The sequence below is a fragment of the Lentzea sp. NPDC020367 genome (genome assembly GCF_044387305.1).
Lineage (GTDB): Bacteria > Actinomycetota > Actinomycetes > Mycobacteriales > Pseudonocardiaceae > Lentzea.
Map to the genome: position 1 here is coordinate 198,402 of NZ_JBIRVV010000008.1, position 22,527 is coordinate 220,928.

The 22,527-nt window shown below is 68.5% G+C and carries 22 protein-coding genes; 12 read left to right on the plus strand and 10 right to left on the minus strand.

Translation table 11 applies throughout. The features are described from left to right. On the plus strand, positions 1-987 hold the full coding sequence (gene yhjD / locus ACH413_RS31620; RefSeq protein ID WP_360044422.1) for an inner membrane protein YhjD: 987 nt from the start codon (positions 1-3) through the stop codon (positions 985-987). Positions 988-1,044: 57 nt separating this feature from the next. Here yhjD and ACH413_RS31625 read toward each other — a convergent pair whose 3' ends face one another. After that, positions 1,045-2,313 carry a D-alanyl-D-alanine carboxypeptidase family protein gene (locus tag ACH413_RS31625; RefSeq protein ID WP_360044419.1) on the minus strand — a complete coding sequence of 423 codons (1,269 nt, stop codon included), beginning with the start codon at positions 2,311-2,313 and terminating at the stop codon, positions 1,045-1,047. A gap of 61 nt (positions 2,314-2,374) precedes the next feature. On the opposite strand from ACH413_RS31625, the gene ACH413_RS31630 reads away from it, so the two are divergent. Beyond that, positions 2,375-2,602, plus strand: coding sequence for an SCO4848 family membrane protein (locus ACH413_RS31630; RefSeq protein WP_360044416.1), 228 nt, complete (start codon positions 2,375-2,377; stop codon positions 2,600-2,602). Between the two features lie 10 nt (positions 2,603-2,612). Continuing rightward, a complete protein-coding gene (locus ACH413_RS31635; RefSeq protein ID WP_319975046.1) occupies positions 2,613-2,963 on the plus strand; it encodes a hypothetical protein in 351 nt (116 codons plus the stop codon). A 97-nt stretch (positions 2,964-3,060) separates the two neighbouring features. On the opposite strand, the gene ACH413_RS31640 is transcribed toward ACH413_RS31635, so the two are convergent. Then, a complete protein-coding gene (locus tag ACH413_RS31640; RefSeq protein ID WP_360044607.1) occupies positions 3,061-3,603 on the minus strand; it encodes a hypothetical protein in 543 nt (180 codons plus the stop codon). Here ACH413_RS31640 and ACH413_RS31645 point away from each other — a divergent pair. Beyond that, on the plus strand, positions 3,530-3,691 hold the full coding sequence (locus ACH413_RS31645) for an LPXTG cell wall anchor domain-containing protein (RefSeq protein ID WP_360044412.1): 162 nt from the start codon (positions 3,530-3,532) through the stop codon (positions 3,689-3,691). The two genes, ACH413_RS31640 and ACH413_RS31645, sit on opposite strands and share 74 nt — an antisense overlap. A 40-nt stretch (positions 3,692-3,731) precedes the next feature. Continuing rightward, positions 3,732-4,646, plus strand: a complete 915-nt coding sequence (locus tag ACH413_RS31650) for a hypothetical protein (RefSeq protein WP_360044409.1) — start codon at positions 3,732-3,734, stop codon at positions 4,644-4,646. 562 nt (positions 4,647-5,208) lie between these two features. On the opposite strand, the gene ACH413_RS31655 is transcribed toward ACH413_RS31650, so the two are convergent. From ACH413_RS31655 to sdhC, 4 genes are read right to left on the minus strand one after another with little or no spacing between them, the layout of a single operon-like run. Continuing rightward, complete coding sequence (locus tag ACH413_RS31655; RefSeq protein ID WP_319975049.1) at positions 5,209-5,991, minus strand: succinate dehydrogenase iron-sulfur subunit; 783 nt, start codon at positions 5,989-5,991, stop codon at positions 5,209-5,211. Continuing rightward, positions 5,991-7,745 carry a succinate dehydrogenase flavoprotein subunit gene (sdhA, locus tag ACH413_RS31660; protein ID WP_360044405.1) on the minus strand — a complete coding sequence of 585 codons (1,755 nt, stop codon included), beginning with the start codon at positions 7,743-7,745 and terminating at the stop codon, positions 5,991-5,993. The genes ACH413_RS31655 and sdhA overlap by 1 nt, the downstream gene beginning before the upstream one ends. Positions 7,746-7,767: 22 nt before the next feature. Then, the gene (locus tag ACH413_RS31665) at positions 7,768-8,175 is read right to left on the minus strand and encodes a succinate dehydrogenase hydrophobic membrane anchor subunit (RefSeq protein ID WP_086660969.1); all 408 of its coding nucleotides are present in this window, start codon (positions 8,173-8,175) and stop codon (positions 7,768-7,770) included. A 2-nt stretch (positions 8,176-8,177) separates the two neighbouring features. Continuing rightward, entirely contained in the window at positions 8,178-8,600 is a 423-nt protein-coding gene (sdhC, locus tag ACH413_RS31670) for a succinate dehydrogenase, cytochrome b556 subunit (protein WP_093591546.1), read from the minus strand. 676 nt (positions 8,601-9,276) lie between these two features. On the opposite strand from sdhC, the gene ACH413_RS31675 reads away from it, so the two are divergent. From ACH413_RS31675 to ACH413_RS31700, 6 genes are all read left to right on the plus strand, one after another. Next, positions 9,277-10,410, plus strand: a complete 1,134-nt coding sequence (locus tag ACH413_RS31675; protein ID WP_360044599.1) for a BMP family ABC transporter substrate-binding protein — start codon at positions 9,277-9,279, stop codon at positions 10,408-10,410. Between the two features lie 91 nt (positions 10,411-10,501). Continuing rightward, on the plus strand, positions 10,502-12,082 hold the full coding sequence (locus tag ACH413_RS31680; RefSeq protein ID WP_360044401.1) for an ABC transporter ATP-binding protein: 1,581 nt from the start codon (positions 10,502-10,504) through the stop codon (positions 12,080-12,082). Then, positions 12,082-13,155: an ABC transporter permease gene (locus ACH413_RS31685; protein WP_360044398.1), complete on the plus strand. Its 1,074-nt coding sequence runs from the start codon at positions 12,082-12,084 to the stop codon at positions 13,153-13,155. Before ACH413_RS31680 ends, ACH413_RS31685 begins: the two co-directional genes overlap by 1 nt. Next, positions 13,152-14,405, plus strand: coding sequence for an ABC transporter permease (locus ACH413_RS31690; RefSeq protein WP_360044395.1), 1,254 nt, complete (start codon positions 13,152-13,154; stop codon positions 14,403-14,405). Before ACH413_RS31685 ends, ACH413_RS31690 begins: the two co-directional genes overlap by 4 nt. Next, positions 14,398-14,787: a cytidine deaminase gene (locus ACH413_RS31695; RefSeq protein ID WP_360044392.1), complete on the plus strand. Its 390-nt coding sequence runs from the start codon at positions 14,398-14,400 to the stop codon at positions 14,785-14,787. The genes ACH413_RS31690 and ACH413_RS31695 overlap by 8 nt, the downstream gene beginning before the upstream one ends. Then, the gene (locus ACH413_RS31700) at positions 14,784-16,058 is read left to right on the plus strand and encodes a thymidine phosphorylase (RefSeq protein ID WP_360044389.1); all 1,275 of its coding nucleotides are present in this window, start codon (positions 14,784-14,786) and stop codon (positions 16,056-16,058) included. The genes ACH413_RS31695 and ACH413_RS31700 overlap by 4 nt, the downstream gene beginning before the upstream one ends. On the opposite strand, the gene ACH413_RS31705 is transcribed toward ACH413_RS31700, so the two are convergent. Together ACH413_RS31705 and ACH413_RS31710 are read right to left on the minus strand one after the other, a co-directional pair. Then, positions 16,055-17,518, minus strand: coding sequence for a serine/threonine-protein kinase (locus ACH413_RS31705; protein WP_360044386.1), 1,464 nt, complete (start codon positions 17,516-17,518; stop codon positions 16,055-16,057). The two genes, ACH413_RS31700 and ACH413_RS31705, sit on opposite strands and share 4 nt — an antisense overlap. A 160-nt stretch (positions 17,519-17,678) precedes the next feature. Next, positions 17,679-19,157 (minus strand): hypothetical protein, encoded by a 1,479-nt coding sequence (locus tag ACH413_RS31710; protein ID WP_360044383.1) that lies wholly within the window; start codon positions 19,155-19,157, stop codon positions 17,679-17,681. Positions 19,158-19,716: 559 nt separating this feature from the next. On the opposite strand from ACH413_RS31710, the gene ACH413_RS31715 reads away from it, so the two are divergent. Then, positions 19,717-20,811, plus strand: coding sequence for an adenosine deaminase (locus tag ACH413_RS31715; protein WP_360044380.1), 1,095 nt, complete (start codon positions 19,717-19,719; stop codon positions 20,809-20,811). Here the strand turns inward: ACH413_RS31715 and ACH413_RS31720 are convergent. Together ACH413_RS31720 and ACH413_RS31725 are read right to left on the minus strand one after the other, a co-directional pair. After that, positions 20,795-21,778: a dTDP-glucose 4,6-dehydratase gene (locus ACH413_RS31720; RefSeq protein ID WP_360044377.1), complete on the minus strand. Its 984-nt coding sequence runs from the start codon at positions 21,776-21,778 to the stop codon at positions 20,795-20,797. The genes ACH413_RS31715 and ACH413_RS31720 overlap by 17 nt on opposite strands. A 2-nt stretch (positions 21,779-21,780) precedes the next feature. Then, positions 21,781-22,524: a GntR family transcriptional regulator gene (locus tag ACH413_RS31725; protein WP_360044374.1), complete on the minus strand. Its 744-nt coding sequence runs from the start codon at positions 22,522-22,524 to the stop codon at positions 21,781-21,783. Between the last annotated feature and the right edge of the window lie 3 nt (positions 22,525-22,527).

A 22,527-nucleotide genomic window follows, 5' to 3' on the forward strand; every position in this document is an offset into this window, starting at 1 on the left:
GTGGACAAGTGGCGGCAGAAGTACGCGTGGCTCGATCACATCATGCGTGCGTATGAGCGCTTCGACCAGCGGTACGGCGCCCAGCACGCCGCCGCGGTCACGTACTTCAGCGTGCTCTCCCTCGTGCCGATCCTGATGATCGGGTTCGCGGTCGCCGGTTTCGTGCTGCAGTCGCAGCCGGATCTGCTGATGTCGCTGCGGGGGAGCATCGCCGAGGCCGTGCCGGACCAGCAGTTGCGCACCCAGATCAACGAGGCCGTGGACACCGCTCTGGAGTCCAAGGGCACCGTCGGCATCATCGGTCTGCTCGGTGCCGCCTACTCCGGTCTCGGCTGGATGAGCAACCTCCGCGACGCCCTGACCGCGCAATGGGGTCAGGCGAAGGGCGAACTGCCGTTCCTCGGCACGCTGTGGCGCGACCTGCTGGCGTTGCTCGGCCTGGGCCTCGCGATCGTGCTGTCGTTCGGCATCACGGCGGTGGGCACGGGGTTCGCGGAGCTGATCCTGAGGTGGATGGGGCTGGAGAACGCCGGCTGGGCACACGTCCTGCTGCGGATCGGCACGATCATCCTGTCGCTGCTCGCGAACTGGCTCGTGTTCCTGTGGGTGCTCTCGCGGTTGCCGCGCAAGCCCGTCGGGTGGCGCAGCGCGATTCGCGGGGCGTTCGCCGGCGCGGTCGGGTTCGAGATCCTGAAGCAGACGGCGACGATCTTCCTGTCGTTCACGACCAAGTCGCCGACCTCGGCCGCGTTCGGGTCCGTCATCGGTGTGCTGGTGTTCGCGAACCTGGTGGCGCAGTTCATCCTGTTCATCGCGGCCTGGACGGCCACCGCGAGGGAGAACCGCGAGCCCGAGGTCGTGCAGGCACCCCCACCCGCGGTGATTCAGCCCGTGGTCTCGGTGCGGTCCGGGCCGTCACCGTCGTTGATGCTCGGCGCAGGCGCGGTGGCCGGTGCGCTGCTCGGCTTCCGGTGGCGCCGCAAGTAGCGTTCAGAACGAGAACGGCCCCAGCGCACGTGCGCTGGGGCCGTCTTCTTGGGGGTCTCAGACGCCCTGTGCCGCCTGCTGCGCGGCCTGGCGGCGTGCCCTGGCCGCCTTGGCGCGCTTGCTGCGGATGAAGAGCACCAGACCGGCCAGCAGGCCGAGCACCGCGACGGCCGTGATGGGCAGGCCGACGGTGCCGAACGCGGTCGGCGTCGGGCGGCCGGTGCGCGGGTCGGTGACCGCCACGTCCTGCGCGTCCGGGCTGTCCTGGGTGGGGACGACCTTCGGCTTCGGCTGCGGCGCGCCGTCGACGAGCTTGCCGACGCCGCCGGGGCCCATGGAGAAGCCGTAGTCGAGCAGCTTCGACGCCTGGGCGTCGATGCGCGTGGGCGTCTGCTGGCCGCGGAGCAGCACCACGACGAGACGGCGGCCGTTGCGTTCGGCGGCGCCCACGTAGGTGTGCTGGGAGTCGTCGGTGAAGCCGGTCTTGCCGCCGAGCGCGCCCTCGTAGTTCGTGAGCAGGCGGTTGTCGTTCTGCAGCATGATCGTGCCGCCGTTGCGGCCGGGGAACTGCGACTGCTGCAGCTTGATGGCCGTCGCGAACTCCTCGTACTTCATCGCGCCGCGGAAGATCAGGCCGACGTCGTAGGCCGAGGTGCTGGTGCCGGGGGCGTCGAGGCCCGACGGCGTCACGGCGCGGGTGTCGAGGGCGCCGAGCTCCTTGGCCATGGCGTTCATCTTGCGCAGGGCGTTCGGCACGCCGCCGAGCTGACGGGCCAGCGTGTGCGCCACGTCGTTGCCCGAGGTGAGCAGCAGGCCGTGCAGCAGCTGGCGGACCGTGTACTGGCCGCCGTCCTTGAGACCCACGCAGGTGCATTCCTGCTGCGTGTCCTCGGCGCTGGCGGTGACGACGAGGTCGCCCCGCAGTTCCTTGGCGACGACCATCGCGAGCAGCACCTTGATGACGCTGGCGGGACGCTGACGGCCGTGCGGGTCGTACGCGGCGATGACCGCGCCGCTGTCCATGTCCGCGAGCAGCCACGACGCGGCGGTGATGCCGCTGGGCGGCTGGCCGGAGTTCGGCGGCAGGATCAGGCCGCACTCGCCCAGCCGGTCGCCACCGACGGGCTTCTCCGGCACCTCGAGCGCCAGCGGGGCCTTCTGACCGGGCGCCGGCTGTTCGGACGTGTCCACCGGTGGAGGCGGCGTCTCGCGGTTCTCACACTGAGCCGAGCCGGCGGCCTGCTGTGCGGTGCTCGTCGGTGCGGCGAACGCGGCGGTGGCCGTTGCTAGGACCAGGGCGACGATGAGCCGTTTTGGGAAGGGCACACGTTCAGGCTATCCACCCCCGTTTAGCGGCTTGCACGCGCCACGTCTGATACTGGGGAACGTGAAGCTCTCGCGCCCGATGTCACTCTTCCTGGTGGCTTTCGGACTGTGGTCGTGGGTGATCTGGCCCACTTTCCTGAAGAACATCTGGAAGGACCCCCGTTCGTTCAGCGACGGACCTACCGCGTTCTTCACGGTCCACCTGGTGCTCGTGATCGCCTCGCTCGTGTTCGGCACCGTCATCGGCGTGCTGGGCGTGCGGGGATTCCTGGCCACTCGACGTCGATAAGGAAAACGCTGTGGAGTTCGTACGCCTGCTGCTGGTGTTCCTGCACCTGCTCGGCATGGGCATGCTCGTCGCGATGATCATGTTGCAGGCCAGGGCCGGCAAGGACGCCCCGGTCAACAAGGGCTGGTTGCACGGCGCGGCGCTGCAGCTGCTGACCGGTGTCGCGCTGGTGGCCATCGACCCGCTGGTCGACTCCGTGAAGTACGACCACGTCAAGATCGGTGTGAAGCTGCTGGTCGTCGTGGCCATCGCCGCCGTCGTGGCGATCAACGTCAGCAAGCCGAAGGCCCCGTCCTGGCTGCTGCCGACCGCCGCGTCGCTGGTCGTGCTGAACGTGGGCATCGCGGTCTTCTGGACCTGATCGGGCGATGTCGCCCGCTCTGGCGGGTGACGTGGGCCTGCTTTTGACCCGACAGGCTGTACCCGCGCGCAACCATCCGTGGCATGTCACGTATCGCCTATATCGGTGTGCTCACCGCCGGAGCAGTGTTGACGCTCGTCGCACTGCACGGTGCCGCCCCGGAAGCTTCGGCCTCCGGGGATGGCCAGGTGTGCGCCGCTGCGTGGTGCCCGAAAGTACGCCCAGACTGGCGCGCGCCGTCGCCGAGAGGTGAAGAGCCTCCGACGTCGTCCACGACCACTCCGACGACAACGACCACCACCCCATGCACGACGACCACGACCACCACCACGACTCCGCCAACGACGACCACGACCACGGAGAAGCCGCCGGGTTCGACGCCGCCGAGCTCGACCACCACGACGACTTCGACGACCACGACGACTTCGACAACGTCGACGACCACGACGCCGCCGGGTTCGACGACCTCGACGACGACCTCGAGGACCACGACACCGCCGGACTCGACCACGTCGACGACGACCACGCCGAAGACCACCACCCCGTCCACGCCGACGAAGCCGCTGGTGGCGACTCCGCCGGTCACGAAGCCCCCGGTCCACCAGGACAACCGCCTGGCCAACACCGGCGCCTCCACCACGTGGCTGCTCCTGCTCGGCGTTCTGCTCCTCGTAGGAGGCACCGCTCTGATGCTGATCGACCGCGCCAGGCGACCCTCCAGGCGCTGACCCCCCGAAAACTGTCGGTGTCCCTCGTCACACTGGTGACGTGCGAATCGAACACCTGCGCGAACGCAGCGATCTCGGCGTGATCAGTGCCGGCGCCCTGAAGTCACTGGGCGTCACCAACCCGTGGCGGCGATGTATCGCGGGCGGGCCGTGGCAGCGCATGTACCCAGGCGTAGTGCTGCTGCACAACGGCCCGCCCACCCCGGACCAACAACTGACCGCGGCCCTCCTGCGAGCAGGCCCAGGAGCCGTGGTGACAGGCGCCGAAGCCTGCCGCCGCCACGGCCTACCGGCCCGCGCCCAGCAAATCCACGTCCTGATCCCAGGCACGGCCCGAGGCAGCGGCACGCTGATCCTCGAACGAGCCTCACCCATGCCCACGTCAACAGACGTCGGCGGCTACCCGGTGGTGTCCGCAGCCAGAGCCGTAGTCGACGCCTGCCGCTTCCTGCGCTCCGAAGACGAGGCCACCACCCTGATCGCCGCAGCAGTCCAACGAGGCCGCTGCACCCCACAAGACCTCGCGGCAGAGGCCAGAACCAACCGCTTCGGCACCAAGCTGGTCCGCACCGTCCTAAAAGAACTGGGCCGCGCCGAATCAATCGCAGAACGAGACGCCCGCCGCCTCTCCCGCAAGATCCGCCTCACCACCCCGCACTGGAACGCCACGATCGCCAACGCCGACGGCGTGCTCATCGGCAAACCGGACGCCTGGTACGACGACGTGGGCCTGGCGTGGGAGATCGACTCGAAGGCATTCCACTTCGGACCGCGCGACTACGAACGAACCCTCGCCCGGAACAGCCGTTACGCGGCAGCGGGAATCCTCGTCCTCCAAACCCTGCCGACGAGGCTGCGCGACACCCCGGAAGCGGTGGCACGCGAACTGAAGGCGGCACATCGCGCGGCAGCGGCCAGACCCCGCCCACCGGTGCACGTGGTGGAGGCGACCTGAACAAGCAAGCAAGCACGCACTCCAACGCAGCCTCCGACCCGCGCATGCCACCCGCACTCGCCAACGCAAGGCAACCACGACGCACGCCCGGCGCGCGGTGCCACCCGCACTCGCCAACGCAAGGCGACCACATACGAGGGCCCGGCGCGCGGTGCCAACAGGCGCGGCCCTCGCAAGGCGACCACGTACGAGCCCGGGCGTGGCGATGCGAAGCGAGCCGTCTGAACCTAGAGCGCCGGGTAGCGGTGCACCCCGCTCATGGCGATTGGGGCTTGACCTTGAGGGGCTGGGTGCCACCCTGTCTGGGCTCGGCCGGGGCGCTTTTCACCCCGGCTTTGAGGCCGACAACGCGCCCAGCTAGAGGCTCAAGGTCAAGCCCCAATCGCAACCCCGCACTTCGTCACGACCTGCGCAAGCACCCTCGCAAGGCGACCACCCGCACGGAACGCGACCAACCCCGCTGGAACGCAACGGCCCGCACGCAACCCGCACCGCACCCCCAACAAACGCCAAAACGCCGCGCCCCCCAACGGGAACGCGGCGCCTCAACACCAAAACCAGATCAAACGCGCTTGAACAGCAAAGCCCGCTTAACTTCCTGAATAGCCTTGGTCACCTGAATCCCACGAGGACAAGCATCGGTGCAGTTGAACGTGGTCCGGCACCGCCAAACCCCGTCGATGTCGTTGAGGATGTCCAACCGCTCCTCAGCACCCTCATCCCGAGAGTCAAAGATGAACCGGTGCGCGTTGACGATCGCCGCAGGCCCGAAGTAAGACCCCTCAGACCAGTAAACAGGGCACGACGTAGTGCAGCAGGCACACAGAATGCACTTGGTCGTGTCATCAAACCGCTCACGGTCAGCAACAGACTGGATGCGCTCGCGAGTCGGCTCGTTGCCATAGGTCACGAGGTAAGGCTTGACAGCGCGGAAAGCCTCGAAGAACGGCTCCATGTTGACAAGCAGGTCCTTGTTCACCGGCAGGCCCTTGATGGGCTCGATGGTGATCGTGGTGTGCTTGTCGCCCTTCTCCAGCAAATCCTTCAACAGCACCTTGCACGCCAGGCGGTTGACGCCGTTGATGCGCATCGCGTCCGAGCCGCAGATGCCGTGCGCGCAGGAGCGCCTGAAGGTCAGCGTCCCGTCCACGTACCACTTGATGTGGTGCAGCAGGTTCAGCACGCGGTCCGACGGCAGCGCCGGGATGTCGAACGAGTCCCAGCGCGGCTCGTCGTCGATCTCCGGGTTGAACCGGCGGATCTTGACGGTGACCGTGACAGCGCCGTCCGGAACCGGCGGCTGCGAGCCGCGCGAGCCAGCAGTAGTTTCAGCGGTGGCGGTCATCAGTACTTGCGCTCCATCGGCTTGTACCGGGTAAAGGTCACGGGCTTGTAGTCCATGCGGATGTCCGCGGCCAGACCGTCGCCCTGCTTGTAGAACATGCTGTGGCGCATGAAGTTCGTGTCGTCGCGGTTCGGGTAGTCCTCGCGGGCGTGACCGCCGCGGGACTCCTTGCGCTCCAGAGCACCGTGCACCAGCACCTCGGCCAGCTCCAGCAGGAAGCCGAGTTCGACGGCCTCCAACAGGTCCGTGTTGAAACGCTTGCCCTTGTCCTGCACCTGGATGTGCGCGTAGCGCTCCTTCAGGGCCTGGACGTCGTGCAGCGCCTTCTTCAGCGTGTCCTCGGTGCGGTACACGGACGCGTTGGCGTCCATGGTGGCCTGCAGCTCGATGCGGATGTCCGCGACGCGCTCGTGGCCGTGCTCCGACAGCGCCAGGGCGACCTGGGCCTCGACGGACGCGGCCGGGTTCTCCGGCAGGTCCACGTGGGACTCACGCGACAGCGCGTACTCCGCGGCGGCGATGCCCGCGCGGCGGCCGAAGACGTTGATGTCCAGCAGCGAGTTCGTGCCGAGGCGGTTCGCGCCGTGCACGGACACGCAGGCGCACTCACCGGCGGCGTAGAGCCCGGGAACGACGTTGTCGTTGTCCCGCAGCACTTCGCCGTGGATGTTCGTCGGGATGCCACCCATCGCGTAGTGCGCGGTCGGGTACACCGGGACGGGCTCGACGACCGGGTCGACGGCCAAATAAGTCCGCGCGAACTCGGTGATGTCCGGCAGCTTCGTCTCCAGGACCTCGGCACCGAGGTGCGTGCAGTCCAGCAGCACGTAGTCCTTGTTCGGGCCGGCGCCACGGCCTTCCAGCACCTCGAGGGCCATCGAACGGGCCACGATGTCGCGCGGCGCCAGGTCCTTGATGGTCGGGGCGTAGCGCTCCATGAACCGCTCACCCGAGGCGTTGCGCAGGATCGCGCCCTCGCCGCGGGCACCCTCGGTCAGCAGGATGCCGAGACCGGCGAGGCCGGTCGGGTGGAACTGGTAGAACTCCATGTCCTCCAGGGGCAGGCCCTTGCGGAAGACGATGCCCATGCCGTCGCCGGTCAGCGTGTGGGCGTTCGACGTGGTCTTGAAGACCTTGCCGAAACCACCGGTCGCGAACACGACGGACTTGGCCTGGAAGACGTGGATCTCGCCGGTCGCGAGCTCGTAGGCGACGGCGCCGGTGCAGACCGGGCCGTTCTCCGTCTCGGTCAGGCAGATGTCGAGCACGTAGAACTCGTTGAAGAACTCGATGCCGTGCTTGACGCAGTTTTGATAGAGCGTCTGCAGGATCATGTGGCCGGTGCGGTCCGCGGCGTAGCAGGCGCGGCGCACGGCGGCTTCACCGTGGTTGCGCGTGTGGCCGCCGAACCGGCGCTGGTCGATCTTGCCCTCGGGCGTCCGGTTGAACGGCAGGCCCATCTTCTCGAGGTCGAGAACGGCGTCGATCGCCTCCTTCGCCATGATCTCGGCGGCGTCCTGGTCGACCAGGTAGTCGCCGCCCTTGATCGTGTCGAAGGTGTGCCACTCCCAGTTGTCCTCCTCGACGTTGGCGAGGGCGGCGCACATGCCGCCCTGGGCCGCGCCGGTGTGCGAACGCGTGGGGTAGAGCTTGGTGAGCACCGCGGTGCGGGCGCGCTGGCCGGACTCGATCGCCGCGCGCATTCCGGCACCACCAGCGCCGATGATGACTACGTCGTACTTGTGGAACTGCATTGTGGTGGGCTCCCCGCGCGGGTCAGTTCGAGATGTTCGGGTCGAAGGTGAAGATCACGAACGTGCCGAGCGAGATGATCAGGACCATCGACACGTAGAGCAGCATCTTCAACCAGAACCGGGTGGAGTCCTTGCGGGCGTAGTCGTTGATGACCGTCCGCACGCCGTTGCCGCCGTGGATCTGCGCGAGCCAGAGCATCGCGAGGTCCCAGAACTGCCAGAACGGGGACGCCCAGCGGCCGGCGACGAAGCCGAAGTTGATCTTGTGCACGCCGCCGTCGAGGATGTTCATGATGAACAGGTGGCCCAGGACCAGGACCACGAGCAGCAGGCCGGAGAGGCGCATGAACAGCCAGCTGTAGAGCTCGCCGTTGCTGCGGCGGGCCGCGGGGCGGCGCGGCTGGCGGGGCTTGTCGAGTGCGAGTGACATGGTCAGTGACCCCCAACCAGGTCGGAGATCGTGCGCTCCATCATGAAGTAGAAGCCGGGGATCATCACGACGACCCAGACGGCCAGCACGGTCCAGAGCATGACCCTCTGGTACTTGGCGCCCTTCTCCCAGAAGTCGACCAGCATGACCCGGATGCCGTTCAGCGCGTGGTAGAGCACCGCGCCGACGAGGCCGACCTCGAAGAGGTTGACGATCGGGTTCTTGTAGGTCTCGATCACCGCGTCGTACGCGTTCGGGGACACCCGCACGAGTGCGGTGTCGAGCACGTGGGTGAAGAGGAAGAAGAACGTGAGGACACCGGTGATCCGGTGGGCGACCCAGGACCACATGCCCAGATCACCGCGGTAGAGCGTCCCACCCCCTCGGGTGGTGCCCGACCGCTCGGGTGCGCCTGCGCTGGTCATGCGCCGCGACCTCCAACGTCAGTGGTGGTGGGTCGGCAACAGTTCTTCCCGACCATGACCGGAAAATCCTAGTCCCGCACGTTGGAACCGACCCAGCAGGCGCACCCGCTCTGTGATCGATGAGACACGCTGTCGATCCACCAAGCGGTCTTGATCGATTCTGAAATGCGGTCCACGCCACAAAACGACGACGAAGGACGGCGGCCAGGACCTCCGCCTTGGTCCGGGCCGCCGTCGTCGGCAAGGGCACTTGCCACCTCGTACACGTCGGGAGGCCCGCGACCGGTTCAACGCGGAATGACATTCCGGAGTCAGCGGCACGGCAGCGCGCCGAACCATCCTGGGCGTCATGGGGAGGGACAACTCGTCGGGCTGGCCTGCGGGCGGCCCGGTTTCCGGCATGTCGGGGGCGTTGGAGCGGTGGGCTTGGCGCGCGGAACTGGGCCGAACGGACGAAGATCGGAGCGAGGAAGCGGTCGAAGAGGAGTTTTCGCCACGCCCCGAACACGAGTGATCACCACAGGTACGGCCAAAGCGTCGAATGCGTAACCGATAGGGGTCTTTGTAGGTGCTGACGGCAACGGGGTTGGTTACTAAGAGGTACGGTGCCGCCTCTAGGACCCAACAACGTCGTTGGGGAGGAACCTCAGGGAGGAGACGAGCCGTGCGTCGTCGTATGCGTGGTGTCGCGGTCGCCGCGATCGCGTTGACCAGCGTGATGACTATGGCCGCCTGCGCGAAGGACTCGGGTGGCGGTAACACCAGCTCGGGCACGGGCACTGGCGCCGCTTGCGAGTTCGCCGAGGCCCCGACCGCGCCTGCCACCTCGAACACCAGCGCCGCCAACGGTGACAAGGTGGACGCGAGCACGCTGAAGGTCGGTCTGGCCTACGACATCGGTGGCCGTGGCGATGCGTCGTTCAACGACTCCGCCGCCGCCGGTCTGGACAAGGCGCTCACCGACTTCGGTGTGAAGAAGGAGAACACCCGCGAGCTGTCCGCGGCTCCGAGTGAGGACGAGTCGGCCAAGCAGACCCGTCTGCGCCAGCTGGCCTCCGAGGGCTTCAGCCCGATCATCGGTGTCGGCTTCGCCTACGCCGAGTCGATGAAGCTCGTCGCCGCGGAGTTCCCGAACGTCAAGTTCGGCCTGGTCGACTCGGCCGTCGACGGCGCCGCGAACGTCACGCCGCTGGTGTTCGCCGAGCAGGAGGGCTCCTTCCTGGCCGGCGTCATCGCCGCGTACCAGAGCAAGAAGTGCCACGTGGGCTTCGTCGGCGGTGTCGAGATCCCGCTGATCCAGAAGTTCGAGGCCGGCTACTTCCAGGGTGCCAAGGCCGCCGCGCCGAAGATCCAGATCGAGAAGAAGTACATCACCCCCGCCGGTGACTTCACCGGTTTCCAGGACGCCCCGAAGGGTCAGGAAGCCGCGAAGGGTCAGATCGACAAGGGCGCCGACGTCATCTACCAGGCCGCGGGCGCGTCCGGTAAGGGCATCTTCTCGGCCGCCAAGCAGGGTGGCGTGCTGGCCATCGGCGTCGACTCCGACCAGTACAACCAGGCGACCGTCGCCGACACGAAGGACGTCATCGTCTCCTCGATGCTCAAGCGCGTCGACGTCGCGGTCTACGACTTCATCAAGGCCGTCGCGAAGAACGACCTCGCCTCGTTGCCCAAGGTCTTCGACCTGAAGGTGGACGGTGTCGGCTACGCCACGTCGGGTGGCAAGATCGACGCGAAGCTGCAGGGCATCCTCGAGGGCTACAAGGCCCAGATCATCGAGGGCAAGATCAAGGTCGCGGACAAGCCGTAGTCCGTCAGTCGTTCAAGTCGTTTGCACGTGCCGGGCCCTGTGAGGATCTGCCCTCACAGGGCCTGGTGCGTGGTAGGAGGAGCACTCGACGATGAGCAGTTCCACGTCCGCACGGACGGACGATCCCCCCGCTGTGGTGCTCACCGGCATCACGAAGCGATTCCCCGGTGTGGTCGCCAACAGCGACGTGCACCTGACCGTCCGCCGTGGCGAGGTACATGCCCTGTGCGGTGAGAACGGCGCCGGCAAGTCCACCCTGATGAAGATCCTCTACGGCATGCAGCCGCCGGACGAGGGCACCATCGAGGTGAACGGCGAGCAGGTGCGGTTCCGCACCCCGTCCGACGCCATCAAGGCCGGCATCGGCATGGTGCACCAGCACTTCATGCTGGCCGACAACCTCACCGTCCAGGAGAACGTGGTCCTGGGTGCCGAGGCGCTGCACGGCATCGGCAAGAAGGCCCGCGCGCGCATCATCGAGCTCTCCGGCAGGACCGGCCTCAACGTCGACCCCGGCGTTCTGGTCGAGCAGCTCGGTGTCGCGGACCGGCAGCGCGTCGAGATCCTCAAGGTGCTCTACCGCGGCGCCAAGGTGATCATCCTGGACGAGCCCACCGCCGTGCTCGTGCCGCAGGAGGTCAACGAGCTCTTCGACACCGTGCGCGGCATGCAGGAGCAGGGCTACACGTTCCTGTTCATCTCGCACAAGCTCGACGAGGTCCGTGCGATCGCGGACTCCGTCACGGTGATCCGCCGCGGCACGACCGTGGGCAGCGCCGACCCGAAGACCGTCAGCTCCCGGCAACTCGCCGAGATGATGGTCGGCAGCGAGCTGCCCAGCCCGGAGACCCGCGAGTCCACGGTCACCGACACGGTCGTGCTGGACGTCAAGGGCCTCAAGCTGATGACCCCGGACGGCTCGCGGCCGATCCTCGACGACGTCGACATGGCGGTCCGTTCCGGCGAGGTCGTCGGCATCGCCGGCGTCGAGGGCAACGGCCAGACCGAGCTCGTTGAGACGATCATGGGCATGCGCAAGGCCGGCAGCGGCACGATCACGTTGCAGGACAAGGACCTCACGAAGCTGGGCACGCTCGCCCGGCGTGAGGCGGGCATCGGGTACATCCCCGAGGACCGCCACCGCCACGGCCTGCTGCTCACGCAACCCCTTTGGTACAACCGGATCCTCGGCTACCAGACGCGCAAGCCGACGGCCAAGGGCATCTGGCTCGACACCGACGGCGCGAAGAAGGACACCGAGCGGATCGTCACCGAGTTCGACGTCCGCACGCCCGGCATCGACGTGCCCGCGGCCGCGCTTTCCGGTGGTAACCAGCAGAAACTCGTCGTCGGACGCGAACTGTCCGGCAACCCCGTGCTGCTGATCGCCTCGCACCCGACCCGCGGTGTGGACGTCGGCGCGCAGGCGTTGATCTGGGACGAGATCAAGCGCGCCCGTGCCGCCGGCCTCGCCGTGCTGCTGATCTCCGCCGACCTGGACGAGCTGATCGGCCTGTCGGACACGATCAAGGTCATGCTGCGCGGACGCCTGGTGGCCGACGCCGACCCGAACACCGTGACGCCCGAAGACCTCGGTAGCGCCATGACCGGTGCGGGCAGCACGAGCGCAGCGGTCCAGGAGACCGCTGTCGTCGAGGAAGGCGAGAACTGATGGGACACCTGCGCGGCAAACTCCTGCCGCCCGCGTTGGCGATCGTCTTCTCACTGCTGTTGTGCGGCGTGGCGCTCGTCATCTCCGGCGCGAACCCGCTCAGCGCGTTCGGTGCGATGGTGACGCAGGTCGGCAAGGGCACGACGTTCGTCGACATCCTCAACTCGACGGGCATCTACTACATCGCGGCGCTCGCGGTGGCGATCGGGTTCCAGATGAACCTGTTCAACATCGGTGTCGAGGGTCAGTACCGCGTCGCGGCCGTGGTCGCCGCGGTCGTCGGCGGCTCGATCGCGCTGCCCACCGGCATCCACACGCTGGTGATCATCATCGTGGCCGCGATCGCCGGTGCCGCCTGGGCCGCGATCCCCGCGATCCTCAAGGTGACGCGCGGCGTCAACGAGGTCATCTCGACGATCATGATGAACGGCCTGGCGATCGGCCTGTCCGCGTACCTGATCCGCCGCGACGTCTTCGGTGAGCTGCGGGGCAACAACATCCGCACCGCCGAGATCCCGGAGAGCGGCTGGATGCCCGGCATCTCGTTCGGTGGCGGCGGCACGATGTTCGGCTTCATCTTCGTGGCCATCGCCCTCGGCATCGGCTACTGGGTGATGATGAACAAGACCCGGTTCGGCTTCGAGCTGCGCGCCTCCGGCGAGTCCTCGACCGCCGCGTCGGCCGGTGGCGTCAACGCCAAGAAGATGGTGCTGGTCTCGATGCTGCTCTCGGGCGCCATCGCGGGCCTGATCTCGCTGCCGGAACTGCTCGGCCGCGACCACACCTTTAGCCTGAACTTCAGTGCCGGCATCGGTTTCTCGGGCATCGCGATCGCGCTGCTCGGCCGCAACCACCCCGGTGGCATCGCGTTCGGCGCGCTGCTCTGGGCGTTCCTCGACAAGTCGGGCCTCGCGCTCGACAACGTCGGTGTGCCCAGGGAGATCGTCACCATCATGCAGGGCTCGATCGTCCTGTCGGTCGTCGTCGCCTACGAGGTGGTGCGCCGCTTCGAGCTCGCCTCCGAGCAGCGCCGCGTCGGCCGTGAGCTCGGAACTGTCGGAGGTGCCGCGTGATCTCGACGTTGGAAGAGAAGCCGCACGTCCCGGCGGCGCCGCGCAAGCGCAAGTTGCCCGGCTGGGCCGTGGCCATGCTCGGTGTCGCGGGCGCGATCGCGTTGCTGTCGATCACGTCGATGCAGACCGGGTTCCCGCAGCTCACGTCGTCCGGCACGACCCAGACCGCGGTCCGGCTCGCGCTGCCGATCCTGCTCGCCGGTCTCGGCGGCCTGTGGGCGGAACGCGCCGGCGTGGTCAACATCGGCCTCGAAGGCATGATGATCATGGGCACCTGGGGTGCGGCGTGGGCCGGCTACCAGTGGGGTCCGTGGGCCGCTCTTGTCGCGGCCGTCGTGTTCGGTTCGCTGGGCGGGCTGCTGCACGCGATCGCGACGGTCACGTTCGGCGTCAACCACATCGTCTCCGGTGTGGCGATCAACCTGCTCGGCGCCGGTCTGACGAAGTACCTGTCGACGCTCATCTTCCTGCCGGTGTCGCACAACCCGCGGCAGTCGCCGCCGGTGCAGCCGTTCGACACGTTCTCGGCGGCGGGCCTCGGTGACTGGCTCGGTGAGCTCGAAGCGGGCCAGCGCCTGTTCATCTCGGACGTCGCCGGCATCCTGCGCGGTCTGGTCACCGGCGTCTCGCCGCTGACGATGATCGCGATCCTGCTGCTGCCGCTGTCGTACTTCCTGCTCTGGCGCACCCGCTTCGGCCTGCGCCTGCGCTCGGTCGGCGAGAACCCGCACGCGGCGGACTCGCTGGGCGTGAAGGTGTACTTCCACAAGTACGTCGCCGTGATCGTCTCCGGTGGTCTCGCCGGCCTGGGCGGCGCCGCGCTGGTGCTCAACCCCGGTCAGCTGTCCTATCTGGAGGGTCAGACCGGCGGCCGCGGCTACATCGGTCTCGCCGCGATGATCTTCGGCAACTGGCGGCCCGGTGGCCTGCTGGGTGGTGCGGCGCTGTTCGGCTACGCCGACGGCCTGCAGCTGCGTTCGGGCGGCGAGACGGTGCTGGCGCTGGTCTACGGCGTGGTGATCCTGCTCGCCGTGATCGTGGTGTGGCAGCTGATCCGCCAGAAGTGGTTCTCCGCCGCGTCGGCGATCGTCGTGGCCGTGCTGATGTACCTGCTGTACATCAGCCTCGACGAGATCCCTGGCGAGTTCGTGTCCTACGCGCCGCACATGGTGACGCTGGCCGTGCTGGCCGTGGCGTCGCAGCGGTTGCGAATGCCGGCCGCCGACGGTCTGGTGTACCGCCGTGGCTGAGGTCGACTGGGACCTGCTGCGGGCACGGGCGGTGGAAGCGGCGTCGTTCGCCCACTGCCCGTACTCGGGGCTTCAGGTCGGGTCCGCCGCGCTGTGCGACGACGGCCGCATCGTCGTGGGCTGCAACGTGGAGAACGCCTCGTACGGCGTCGGTCTGTGCGCCGAGTGCGCGATGGCGGGCCAGTTGCAGTTGACGGGTGGCGGCCGGTTCGTCGCGGTGGCCTGTCGTTCGGGTGCCGGTGACCTGCTGATGCCGTGCGGTCGCTGCCGTCAGGTTCTCTACGAACTGGGCGGCCGGGACTGCCTGGTGGACACGCCGTCCGGTGTGCTGCCGATGTCGTCGGTGCTGCCGGACGCGTTCGGACCGGAGGATCTGCCATGAGCTTCTCCGCCGTGGACGTCATTCGCGCCAAGCGCGACGGCTTGGCGTTGTCGGACGCGCAGATCGACTGGGTCATCGACGCCTACACGCACGGCGCCGTCGCGGACGAGCAGATGTCCGCACTGGCCATGGCGATCTTCCTCAACGGCATGACGTCGTCCGAGACGGCACGCTGGACGCAGGCGATGATCTCGTCCGGCGAGCGGCTCTCGCTGCACGTCGACCGCCCGACAGTGGACAAGCACTCGACGGGCGGTGTCGGCGACAAGATCACGCTGCCGCTGGCACCTCTCGTCGCCGCGTGCGGTGCCGCCGTGCCGCAGCTTTCGGGCCGCGGTCTCGGCCACACCGGCGGGACCCTGGACAAGCTGGAGTCGATCCCGGGGTGGCGGGCCGCACTGTCCACTTCGGAGATTCTGTCGCAGCTGTCCTCGGTCGGCGCCGTGGTTTGTGCTGCTACTGAAGGACTTGCTCCGGCCGACCGCAAGCTCTACGCGTTGCGGGACGTCACCGGCACCGTCGAGGCGATTCCGCTGATCGCGTCCTCGATCATGTCGAAGAAGATCGCCGAAGGCGCCGAGTCGTTGGTGCTGGACGTGAAGGTCGGCTCCGGCGCGTTCATGAAGGACCTGGCGTCCGCACGCGCGTTGGCCGAGGCCCTGGTGGCCATCGGCGTCCAGCACGGCGTGCGGATCTCGGCTCTGCTGACCGACATGTCCGTGCCTCTCGGACGGGCGGTCGGCAACGCGGTCGAGGTCGCCGAGTCCGTCGACGTGCTGCGCGGCGGCGGACCTGCCGACGTGGTCGAGCTGACGGTGGCCTTGGCGGCGGAAATGCTTTCGCTGGCCGGGATCTCCGCCGACCCGGCCGCTGTTCTGGCTTCGGGTGAGGCTTACGAGGTGTGGGCGCGGATGATCCGGGCCCAGGGCGGCGATCCCGATGCCGCACTGCCCGTCGCCTCGCACAAGCACGTCGTGGTCGCGCCCAGCACCGGCGTCCTGTCCACTTTGGACGCTTACGGCGTCGGCGTGGCGGCGTGGCGGCTCGGTGCCGGCCGTGCGCGCAAGGAGGACCCGGTGCAGTTCGGTGCCGGCGTGCTCTGCCTGGCCAAGCCGGGCGACCACGTCGAGGCCGGGCAACCGTTGCTGGAGCTGTACACCGACACCCCGGACGCGGTCTCCGGAGCGCTGCAGGCATTGGAAGGTGCTTACAGCGTCGAGGATTCCGCGCTGGAGCGTTCGCCGCTGGTCATCGACACGATCCGCGGCTAGTTGACGAGCGAGCCCGCCAGGGGTGACCTGTCCTGCTTCCACAGCACGCACAGGACCTCCTGGCGGCCCGGCGACGCGGCGTCGTTGTAGGCCTCCCACTCCTTCTGCGTGGGCACGAGGCCGGTGAAGCCGAGGACCTCCTTGGAGTTCGGCTCGACGGCCTTGAACTGCTCGGTGCAGTAGTTCTTGGTGAAGTCGGCCAGCCACTGCGTGCCGGGGTAGGCAATGTCCTTCGGCTTGTCCCACAGCGGCGTCGCGGCGGAGAAGAGCTGAATCCCGTGCGGTCCGCTGCACGGCACCTCGGTCCGCACCGGCGACCCCTGCGTGAGGAAGTCCTTGGCGCACTGCGTGCCGGAGAGGTTCCACTCGGGCACGTCGCCGCCGCGGCCGAACGTGGCGATGCGGCGCGACGGCAGCGGAGCACCCACCGGCAGCGACGAGGCCTCGGTCCACTCGCTGGAGTTCTCGCTGGTCTGGCTGGTGCTCGGCCCCGCGTTGTTCGTGGTCGAGTCCTTCGGTTTGAGGACCTGGTACCCGGCGAACGCGACTCCCGCGAGCACGGCGATGCCCACGACCACAGCGGCGATCTTGACCGCCACGCCCTTCTTCTGACCGCCGTTGTTCTGCGGGAACGAAACCTGCGTGGCGCCCTGGCTGATCGCGGTCAGCATCTGCCGCGCCTGGGGAGCGGTGAGCCGGCGCGCAACGTCGACGGTCAGGAACCCGCGGATCACCTGGGCCAGTGCGGGCGAGGCTCGCTGCAGCACGGGTGGCTCGTTCATGACGGCGTGCAGCGTCGACGCCGTGGAGGTGCGTTCGAACGGACTGATGCCCTCGACCGCGTGCGCCATCGTGACGCCGAGCGCCCACAGGTCCGACGCGGGCGAGGCCTCCCAGCCGCTGAGCCGGTCCGGTGACATGTACGCGGGCGAGCCCACGATGCCGCCGTTGTGCGTCAGCCGCGGGTCGTCCATGGCCTGCGCGATGCCGAAGTCGGTGAGCTTCACGGCCCCGTCCGGCCGCACCATGATGTTGCTGGGCTTGACGTCCCGATGCACGATGCCGGCCTGGTGCGCGGTCTCCAGCGCCCCCAGCACCTGCAACGCCACGTTCGCCATCCACGTCGAGTCACGTGGCCCGTGCCGCTGCACGATCGTGGAGAGGTCGAGCGCGTCGACCAGTTCCATCGCGAGATAGGTGCGGTCGTTCTCGCGGACGATGTCGTAGACCGTCACGACGGCGGGGTGGTTCAGCCGGCCGGCGGTCCGCGCCTCGCGGAGCATGCGCTCCTCCAGCACGGTGCGCTCCGCGGCTGCCATGCCCTGGGGCGGGTGCAGCTCCTTGAGCGCGACGGCCCGGCCGAGCACCTGGTCCTGGGCACGCCACACGATGCCCATCGCACCGCGGCCGAGCTCCGCGAGCAGTGCGTAGCGGTTGGCGACGAGTCGCTGTTGCTGCACGGACTATCCCTTCTGGACGCCCCCAGATTCCGGCGAGCATAACGACGGTCGTGTGAGCGCTCTCGTCATGGTCACGTGTGTCACGTCGCGCGGGTTCACCTCAGGACGCAGAACGGCCCCGGAGCGACGTTGCCCCGGGGCCGTTCTCACGCAGTGACGATCAGGCGCCCTCGGCCGCCAGGTCGTCGTCGTCCATGTCCTTGCCGCCGTTGGCCGGCTTCGGGCCGCCGTTCTTGCGGGTGCGGCGCTGCGGGCGCGGCAGGGCGGTGGGCGGCGGGGGAGGCGTGGGCGAGCCGCCGCCGAGGATGAGCTCGGCGAAGGTGGCCATGGCCTCGTCCAGCTGGCCGCCGATGCGCAGTTCGGACTCCTGGTTCGACTTGCGGACCAGGGACTGCAGCGCGTCGGCGTCCGGGCGGGCGCCCACGGTCTCGGCGACCTTGGTGAGGCTCGCGTCGACGGTGCCGCCGAGCTCGGAGATGCGGCTGGCGAAGCCGTCCTCGACCTTGTCCAGGCGGTTGGTCATGTTGTCGAGCTGCGAGGTGACGAGCTCCAGGCGGCGGGCCAGGGACTCGAGGCGGTCGGCTGCGTCGACCTGGTCGCGGGACTGCTCGATCGCCGCGTACAGGGCGGTGCGGGCCTCGTCGAGCTTGCCGTTGACGACCTCGCGGGTGTCGGCGACGGCCGACGTCAGCTCGGTGCGGGTCTCGGCCAGCGAGCCGGCGAGCGACTCGCGCGTCTCGTTGAGGGAACCGACGAGCGACTCGCGGGTCTCGTTGAGCGAGCCGGCCAGGGAGTCGCGGGTCTCCGCCACGACGCCTGCCAGTTCGCCGCGGGTCTCCGCCACGGCGCCGGACAGCTCGGTGCGGGTCTCGGTCAGCGACGCGGCCAGCTGGTTGTGGCGGTCGGTGACGGTCGAGGTCAGCTTCTCGCGGCTGTCGTTGATCGCTCCGGCCAGCTCCCCGCGGCTCTCGGCGATCGCGGTGACCAGCTCGCTGCGGGCAGCGGCGAGGGCGTCACGCTGCTCGTCGGCGCGGCCGTGCACGCTGGAGAAGGACTCGGCGAGGATCTTCTGCAGGGCCTCGCGGGTGCCGTCGAGGTGCTCGTGCACGCCCTCGTCCACCTCGTCGAGACGGCCACGCAGCGCGGCCTCCAGCGCTTCGACGCGCTCGCGCAGCGGGTTCGTGACGGCGGCCGGGATCGCGTCGACCTTGCCGTCCTGCTTGTCCAGGTGGCCGTCGAGGTCGTCGATGCGCTTGTGGATGCTCGAGAGCTTGTCCTCGAGACCGTCCATGCGGCCCGCGACACCCTCGAAGCGGCCGGCGACGCCGTCGAGGCGACCGTCGAGCTGCGCGAACGGCTTGGCGAGCTTGTCCACCAGGGAGTCGACCGCGCGACCGATGTCGGCGACGGCGTTGTCCTGGGCCTCCAGCTTGGCGAGGGCCTCGTCCAGGCGCTCAGCGAGAACGCTGACCTCGGTGCGGTCCGGCAGCTCCGACAGGCGCTTGCGAACCGAACCCAGCGACTCCAGAGGCGACATCCGGGCGTGGATCTCGTCCAGCGCGTCGAAGATCTGCTGCTGCTCGCTCTCACGGATCTCCGCGGCGCGCGTGAGCATGTTGCGCATCCGATCGAAGGACATCGTGGAGTTGTTGTTCTCTGTCACGGCTGAGTGCCTTCGTCCAGGGGAGGGGGAGACCACGGGAGCCTATCCGCGTCACGGGACGTCGCTGTACCACCCCCGCCAGAAAATGGCCGGGTGCGGATGGCCAACTAACCCGATCAGGCTACCTGACTACTCTGAACGCCAAGTGACCGGCCGAAAGCAGGCAGTAGCCACCGATGATGTTCCTACCTTGGGGTGACTCAAGCCTCGCGTTGGTTGCAGAAAGTTGCTGATCACGGATCTGCAACGACGTTGACGCAGCAAATGATCATATCGAGGGCAAGATCATTTTTGCCAGCACTGAAGCGGCGTGTCGCCTGGAGTCGGCCGATCGTGGGCTTGACCTCGAGCCTCTGGCGGGATGCTCGGACGGCCGGAAAAGGCCGGGCCGAAAGCGCCTGGCTCGGCCGTGCGGGGCGGGTTGCGCGCGGGCCGTTCCCACTTCAGTGGAGGAGACAGGTCGTGTCGGCGACTGCCGTGCTGGCGCTGCGCGCCAGCACCCGAAGCGGCGTGGCGCCTGGAGTAACGTGTAGCAATGTCCACGCCGCTTACCTTGGAGTCCATCCGCAGCGCGCCGAAGGTGCTGCTGCACGACCACCTCGACGGTGGCCTCCGCCCGCAGACGGTGATCGAACTCGCCGATGCCACCGGCTACCAGGGCCTGCCCACCACCGATGCGGGCGTCCTCGGCGGCTGGTTCCGCGACAACGCGAACTCCGGCTCCCTCGTGCGTTACCTCGAGGGCTTTGCCCACACGTGCGGTGTCATGCAGGACGAGGCGTCGCTGGTGCGAGTCGCCGCCGAGGCCGTCGAGGACCTGGCCGCGGACGGCGTCGTCTACGCCGAGATCCGCTACGCGCCCGAGCTCAACACCGACAAGGGCCTCACGCTGGAACAGGTCGTCGAGGCCGTCCAGGAGGGCTTCCGCGTCGGCGAGCAGCGCGTCGCCGCCACCGGTCGCAAGATCCGCATCGGCACCCTGCTGTGCGCGATGCGCCAGAACGAGGGCTGGCTGCGCATCGCCGAGCTCGCCGTCCGCTACCGCGACCTCGGCGTCGTCGGCTTCGACATCGCGGGCCCCGAGGCCGGTTTCCCTCCCACCAGGGGCCTCGACACGTTCGAGTACCTGCGCCAGCAGAACGCGCACTTCACCATCCACGCCGGTGAGGCGTTCGGCCTGCCGTCCATCTGGGAGGCGATCCAGCACTGCGGCGCCGAACGACTCGGCCACGGCGTGCGGATCGTCGACGACATCAAGGTCTCCGGCGACGGCGACGTCCAGCTGGGCCGCCTGGCCGCGTACGTCCGCGACCGCCGCATCCCGCTGGAGATGTGCCCGACCTCGAACCTGCAGACCGGCGCCGCCCCGACGCTGGCCGACCACCCGATCGGCCTGCTCGCGAAGCTGCGGTTCCGCGTCACCGTCAACACCGACAACCGCCTGATGAGCGACTGCACGCTGTCGAGCGAGTTCGCCGCGCTGGCCGAGACGTTCGGCTACGGGTGGGCGGACCTGCAGTGGTTCACGATCAACGCGATGAAGTCGGCGTTCCTCGGGTTCGACGAGCGGCTGGCGATCATCAACGAACTGGTCAAGCCGGGCTACGCAGCCCTCACCGCCCGGTCGTAACCGCCCACGCGCTCTCGTCGATCGCGCTGAGCCGCAGCAACGGCTCCCACCACGCGCGGTTGGCGGCGTACCAGCGGATGGTGTCCCGGACTCCGGCCTCGAAGCCGATCTCCGGGCGCCATCCGAGCTCGCGGCCGATCCGGCCGGAGTCCAGCAGGTAGCGGCGGTCGTGGCCGGGTCGGTCGGCGACGACCGACTTCCGCGACCGCGGCAGGCCGAGCTCGTCCAGCACCAGGTCGGCGATCTCGTCGACGCTCGCCTCGACGCCCGTGCCCACGTGGTAGGTGCGGCCGACGACACCGTCCCGCAGCACCGCGTCGATCGCACGGCAGTGGTCCAGCACGTGGATCCACTCGCGGCGGTTGTCGCTCGACGCGTAGACGGGCAGTTGCCCGCCGTCCAAAGCACGCGTCGTGAACAGCGGCAGGACGTTCTCGGGGAACTGGTTCGGGCCGTAGTTGTTGGCGCAGTTGGTGATCGTCACCGGCAGCTCGAACGTCTCGAAGTACGAGCGGACGGCGTGGTCCGAGCCGGCCTTGGACGCGTTGTAGGGCGTGCGCGGCTGATAGGGCGAGTCCTCGTGGAACGCCTCGGTGGCGTCCAGCGCGAGGTCGCCGTACACCTCGCACGTCGACACGTGGTGGAACCGCTGCACGCCCGCGCGACGGCAGGACTCCAGCAACGCCTGTGTGCTCAGGACGTTCGTGCGGAAGAAACGGCCGGGATCCAGCACGGCGAGGCTGTTGTGCGACTCGGCGGCGAAGTTCACGACGACGTCGATGCCCTCGACGTCCGCCTCGGCGATGTCCGCGTGCACGAACGGCACGTCGGCGGGCAGGTTCGCGCGGTTGCCGCGGTAGGTCAGCGCGTCGAGGGCGATGACCTCGTCCGCCGGGTGTTCGCGCAGCCAGTAGCGGGTGAAGTGCGAGCCGATGAACCCGGCCGCGCCGGTGACGAGCACGCGCATGATCAGTCCTCCGAGGGGATCGCGGCGACGCCGGGAGGTTCCGCGCCGGGCCAGCCGCGGAACTCGACCTCCAGCTGGAACCGGTGGCCCAGGTAGTGGTGCTCGGACAGGGCGATGGGCTGCTCGGCGCCGTCGAACGCGATGCGGCGCACCAGAAGCACGGGTGTGGTGGCGGCGACCCCGAGCAGTGTGCCGAGGTCGCCCGCCGCGACGGCCGCGATGCTCTGCCGGACGACGGCGATCTGGTTGCCGTTGCGCCGCAACGTCTCCCACGTGCCGGGCGACTCGGCGTCGGCCCGGCTGACCGGCGCGGCCAGTGCCAGCGGCACCCACTCGGTCACGACGTCCAGCGGTGTGTCCCCGGTGCGGCGCAACGAACGCACGCGCAGCATCTCGCCCGGTCCCAGTGTCGAGGCGACGGTCGAAGGTGCCTCGCGGTAGCCGTATTCGAGCACCGTGCGCACCAGTGAGACACCGGCTTCGGCCACTGCCGACTGCGCGTGCTGGAACGAGCCGAGCGCCAGCGGCTGGGCGAACGACACCACGTACCAGCCGGCGCCTTTTCGCGACGCCAGCAGGCCTTCGTCGCGGAGCTGCTCCAAAGCCCGGCGCACGGTCACGCGGCTGACCTCGTAGCGGCGGCCCAGTTCGGCCTCGCTCTCGATCGACCCCGCCGGGCCGTAGTCGCCGAGCGTGATCCGTTCCCGCAACTCCACGGCGAGGCGCTGCGACCGAGAACCTGTCATAAA

Excerpts from the sequence above, each read along its gene's own strand:
- ACH413_RS31655 (WP_319975049.1), bottom strand. The coding sequence starts at position 5,991 with ATGACCGCCACCGCTGAAACTACTGCTGGCTCGCGCGGCTCGCAGCCG.
- sdhA (WP_360044405.1), bottom strand. The coding sequence starts at position 7,745 with ATGCAGTTCCACAAGTACGACGTAGTCATCATCGGCGCTGGTGGTGCC.
- ACH413_RS31665 (WP_086660969.1), bottom strand. The coding sequence starts at position 8,175 with ATGTCACTCGCACTCGACAAGCCCCGCCAGCCGCGCCGCCCCGCGGCC.
- sdhC (WP_093591546.1), bottom strand. The coding sequence starts at position 8,600 with ATGACCAGCGCAGGCGCACCCGAGCGGTCGGGCACCACCCGAGGGGGT.
- ACH413_RS31675 (WP_360044599.1), top strand. The coding sequence starts at position 9,277 with ATGCGTGGTGTCGCGGTCGCCGCGATCGCGTTGACCAGCGTGATGACT.
- ACH413_RS31680 (WP_360044401.1), top strand. The coding sequence starts at position 10,502 with ATGAGCAGTTCCACGTCCGCACGGACGGACGATCCCCCCGCTGTGGTG.
- ACH413_RS31685 (WP_360044398.1), top strand. The coding sequence starts at position 12,082 with ATGGGACACCTGCGCGGCAAACTCCTGCCGCCCGCGTTGGCGATCGTC.
- ACH413_RS31700 (WP_360044389.1), top strand. The coding sequence starts at position 14,784 with ATGAGCTTCTCCGCCGTGGACGTCATTCGCGCCAAGCGCGACGGCTTG.
- ACH413_RS31710 (WP_360044383.1), bottom strand. The coding sequence starts at position 19,157 with ATGTCCTTCGATCGGATGCGCAACATGCTCACGCGCGCCGCGGAGATC.
- ACH413_RS31715 (WP_360044380.1), top strand. The coding sequence starts at position 19,717 with ATGTCCACGCCGCTTACCTTGGAGTCCATCCGCAGCGCGCCGAAGGTG.
- ACH413_RS31720 (WP_360044377.1), bottom strand. The coding sequence starts at position 21,778 with ATGCGCGTGCTCGTCACCGGCGCGGCCGGGTTCATCGGCTCGCACTTC.
- ACH413_RS31725 (WP_360044374.1), bottom strand. The coding sequence starts at position 22,524 with ATGACAGGTTCTCGGTCGCAGCGCCTCGCCGTGGAGTTGCGGGAACGG.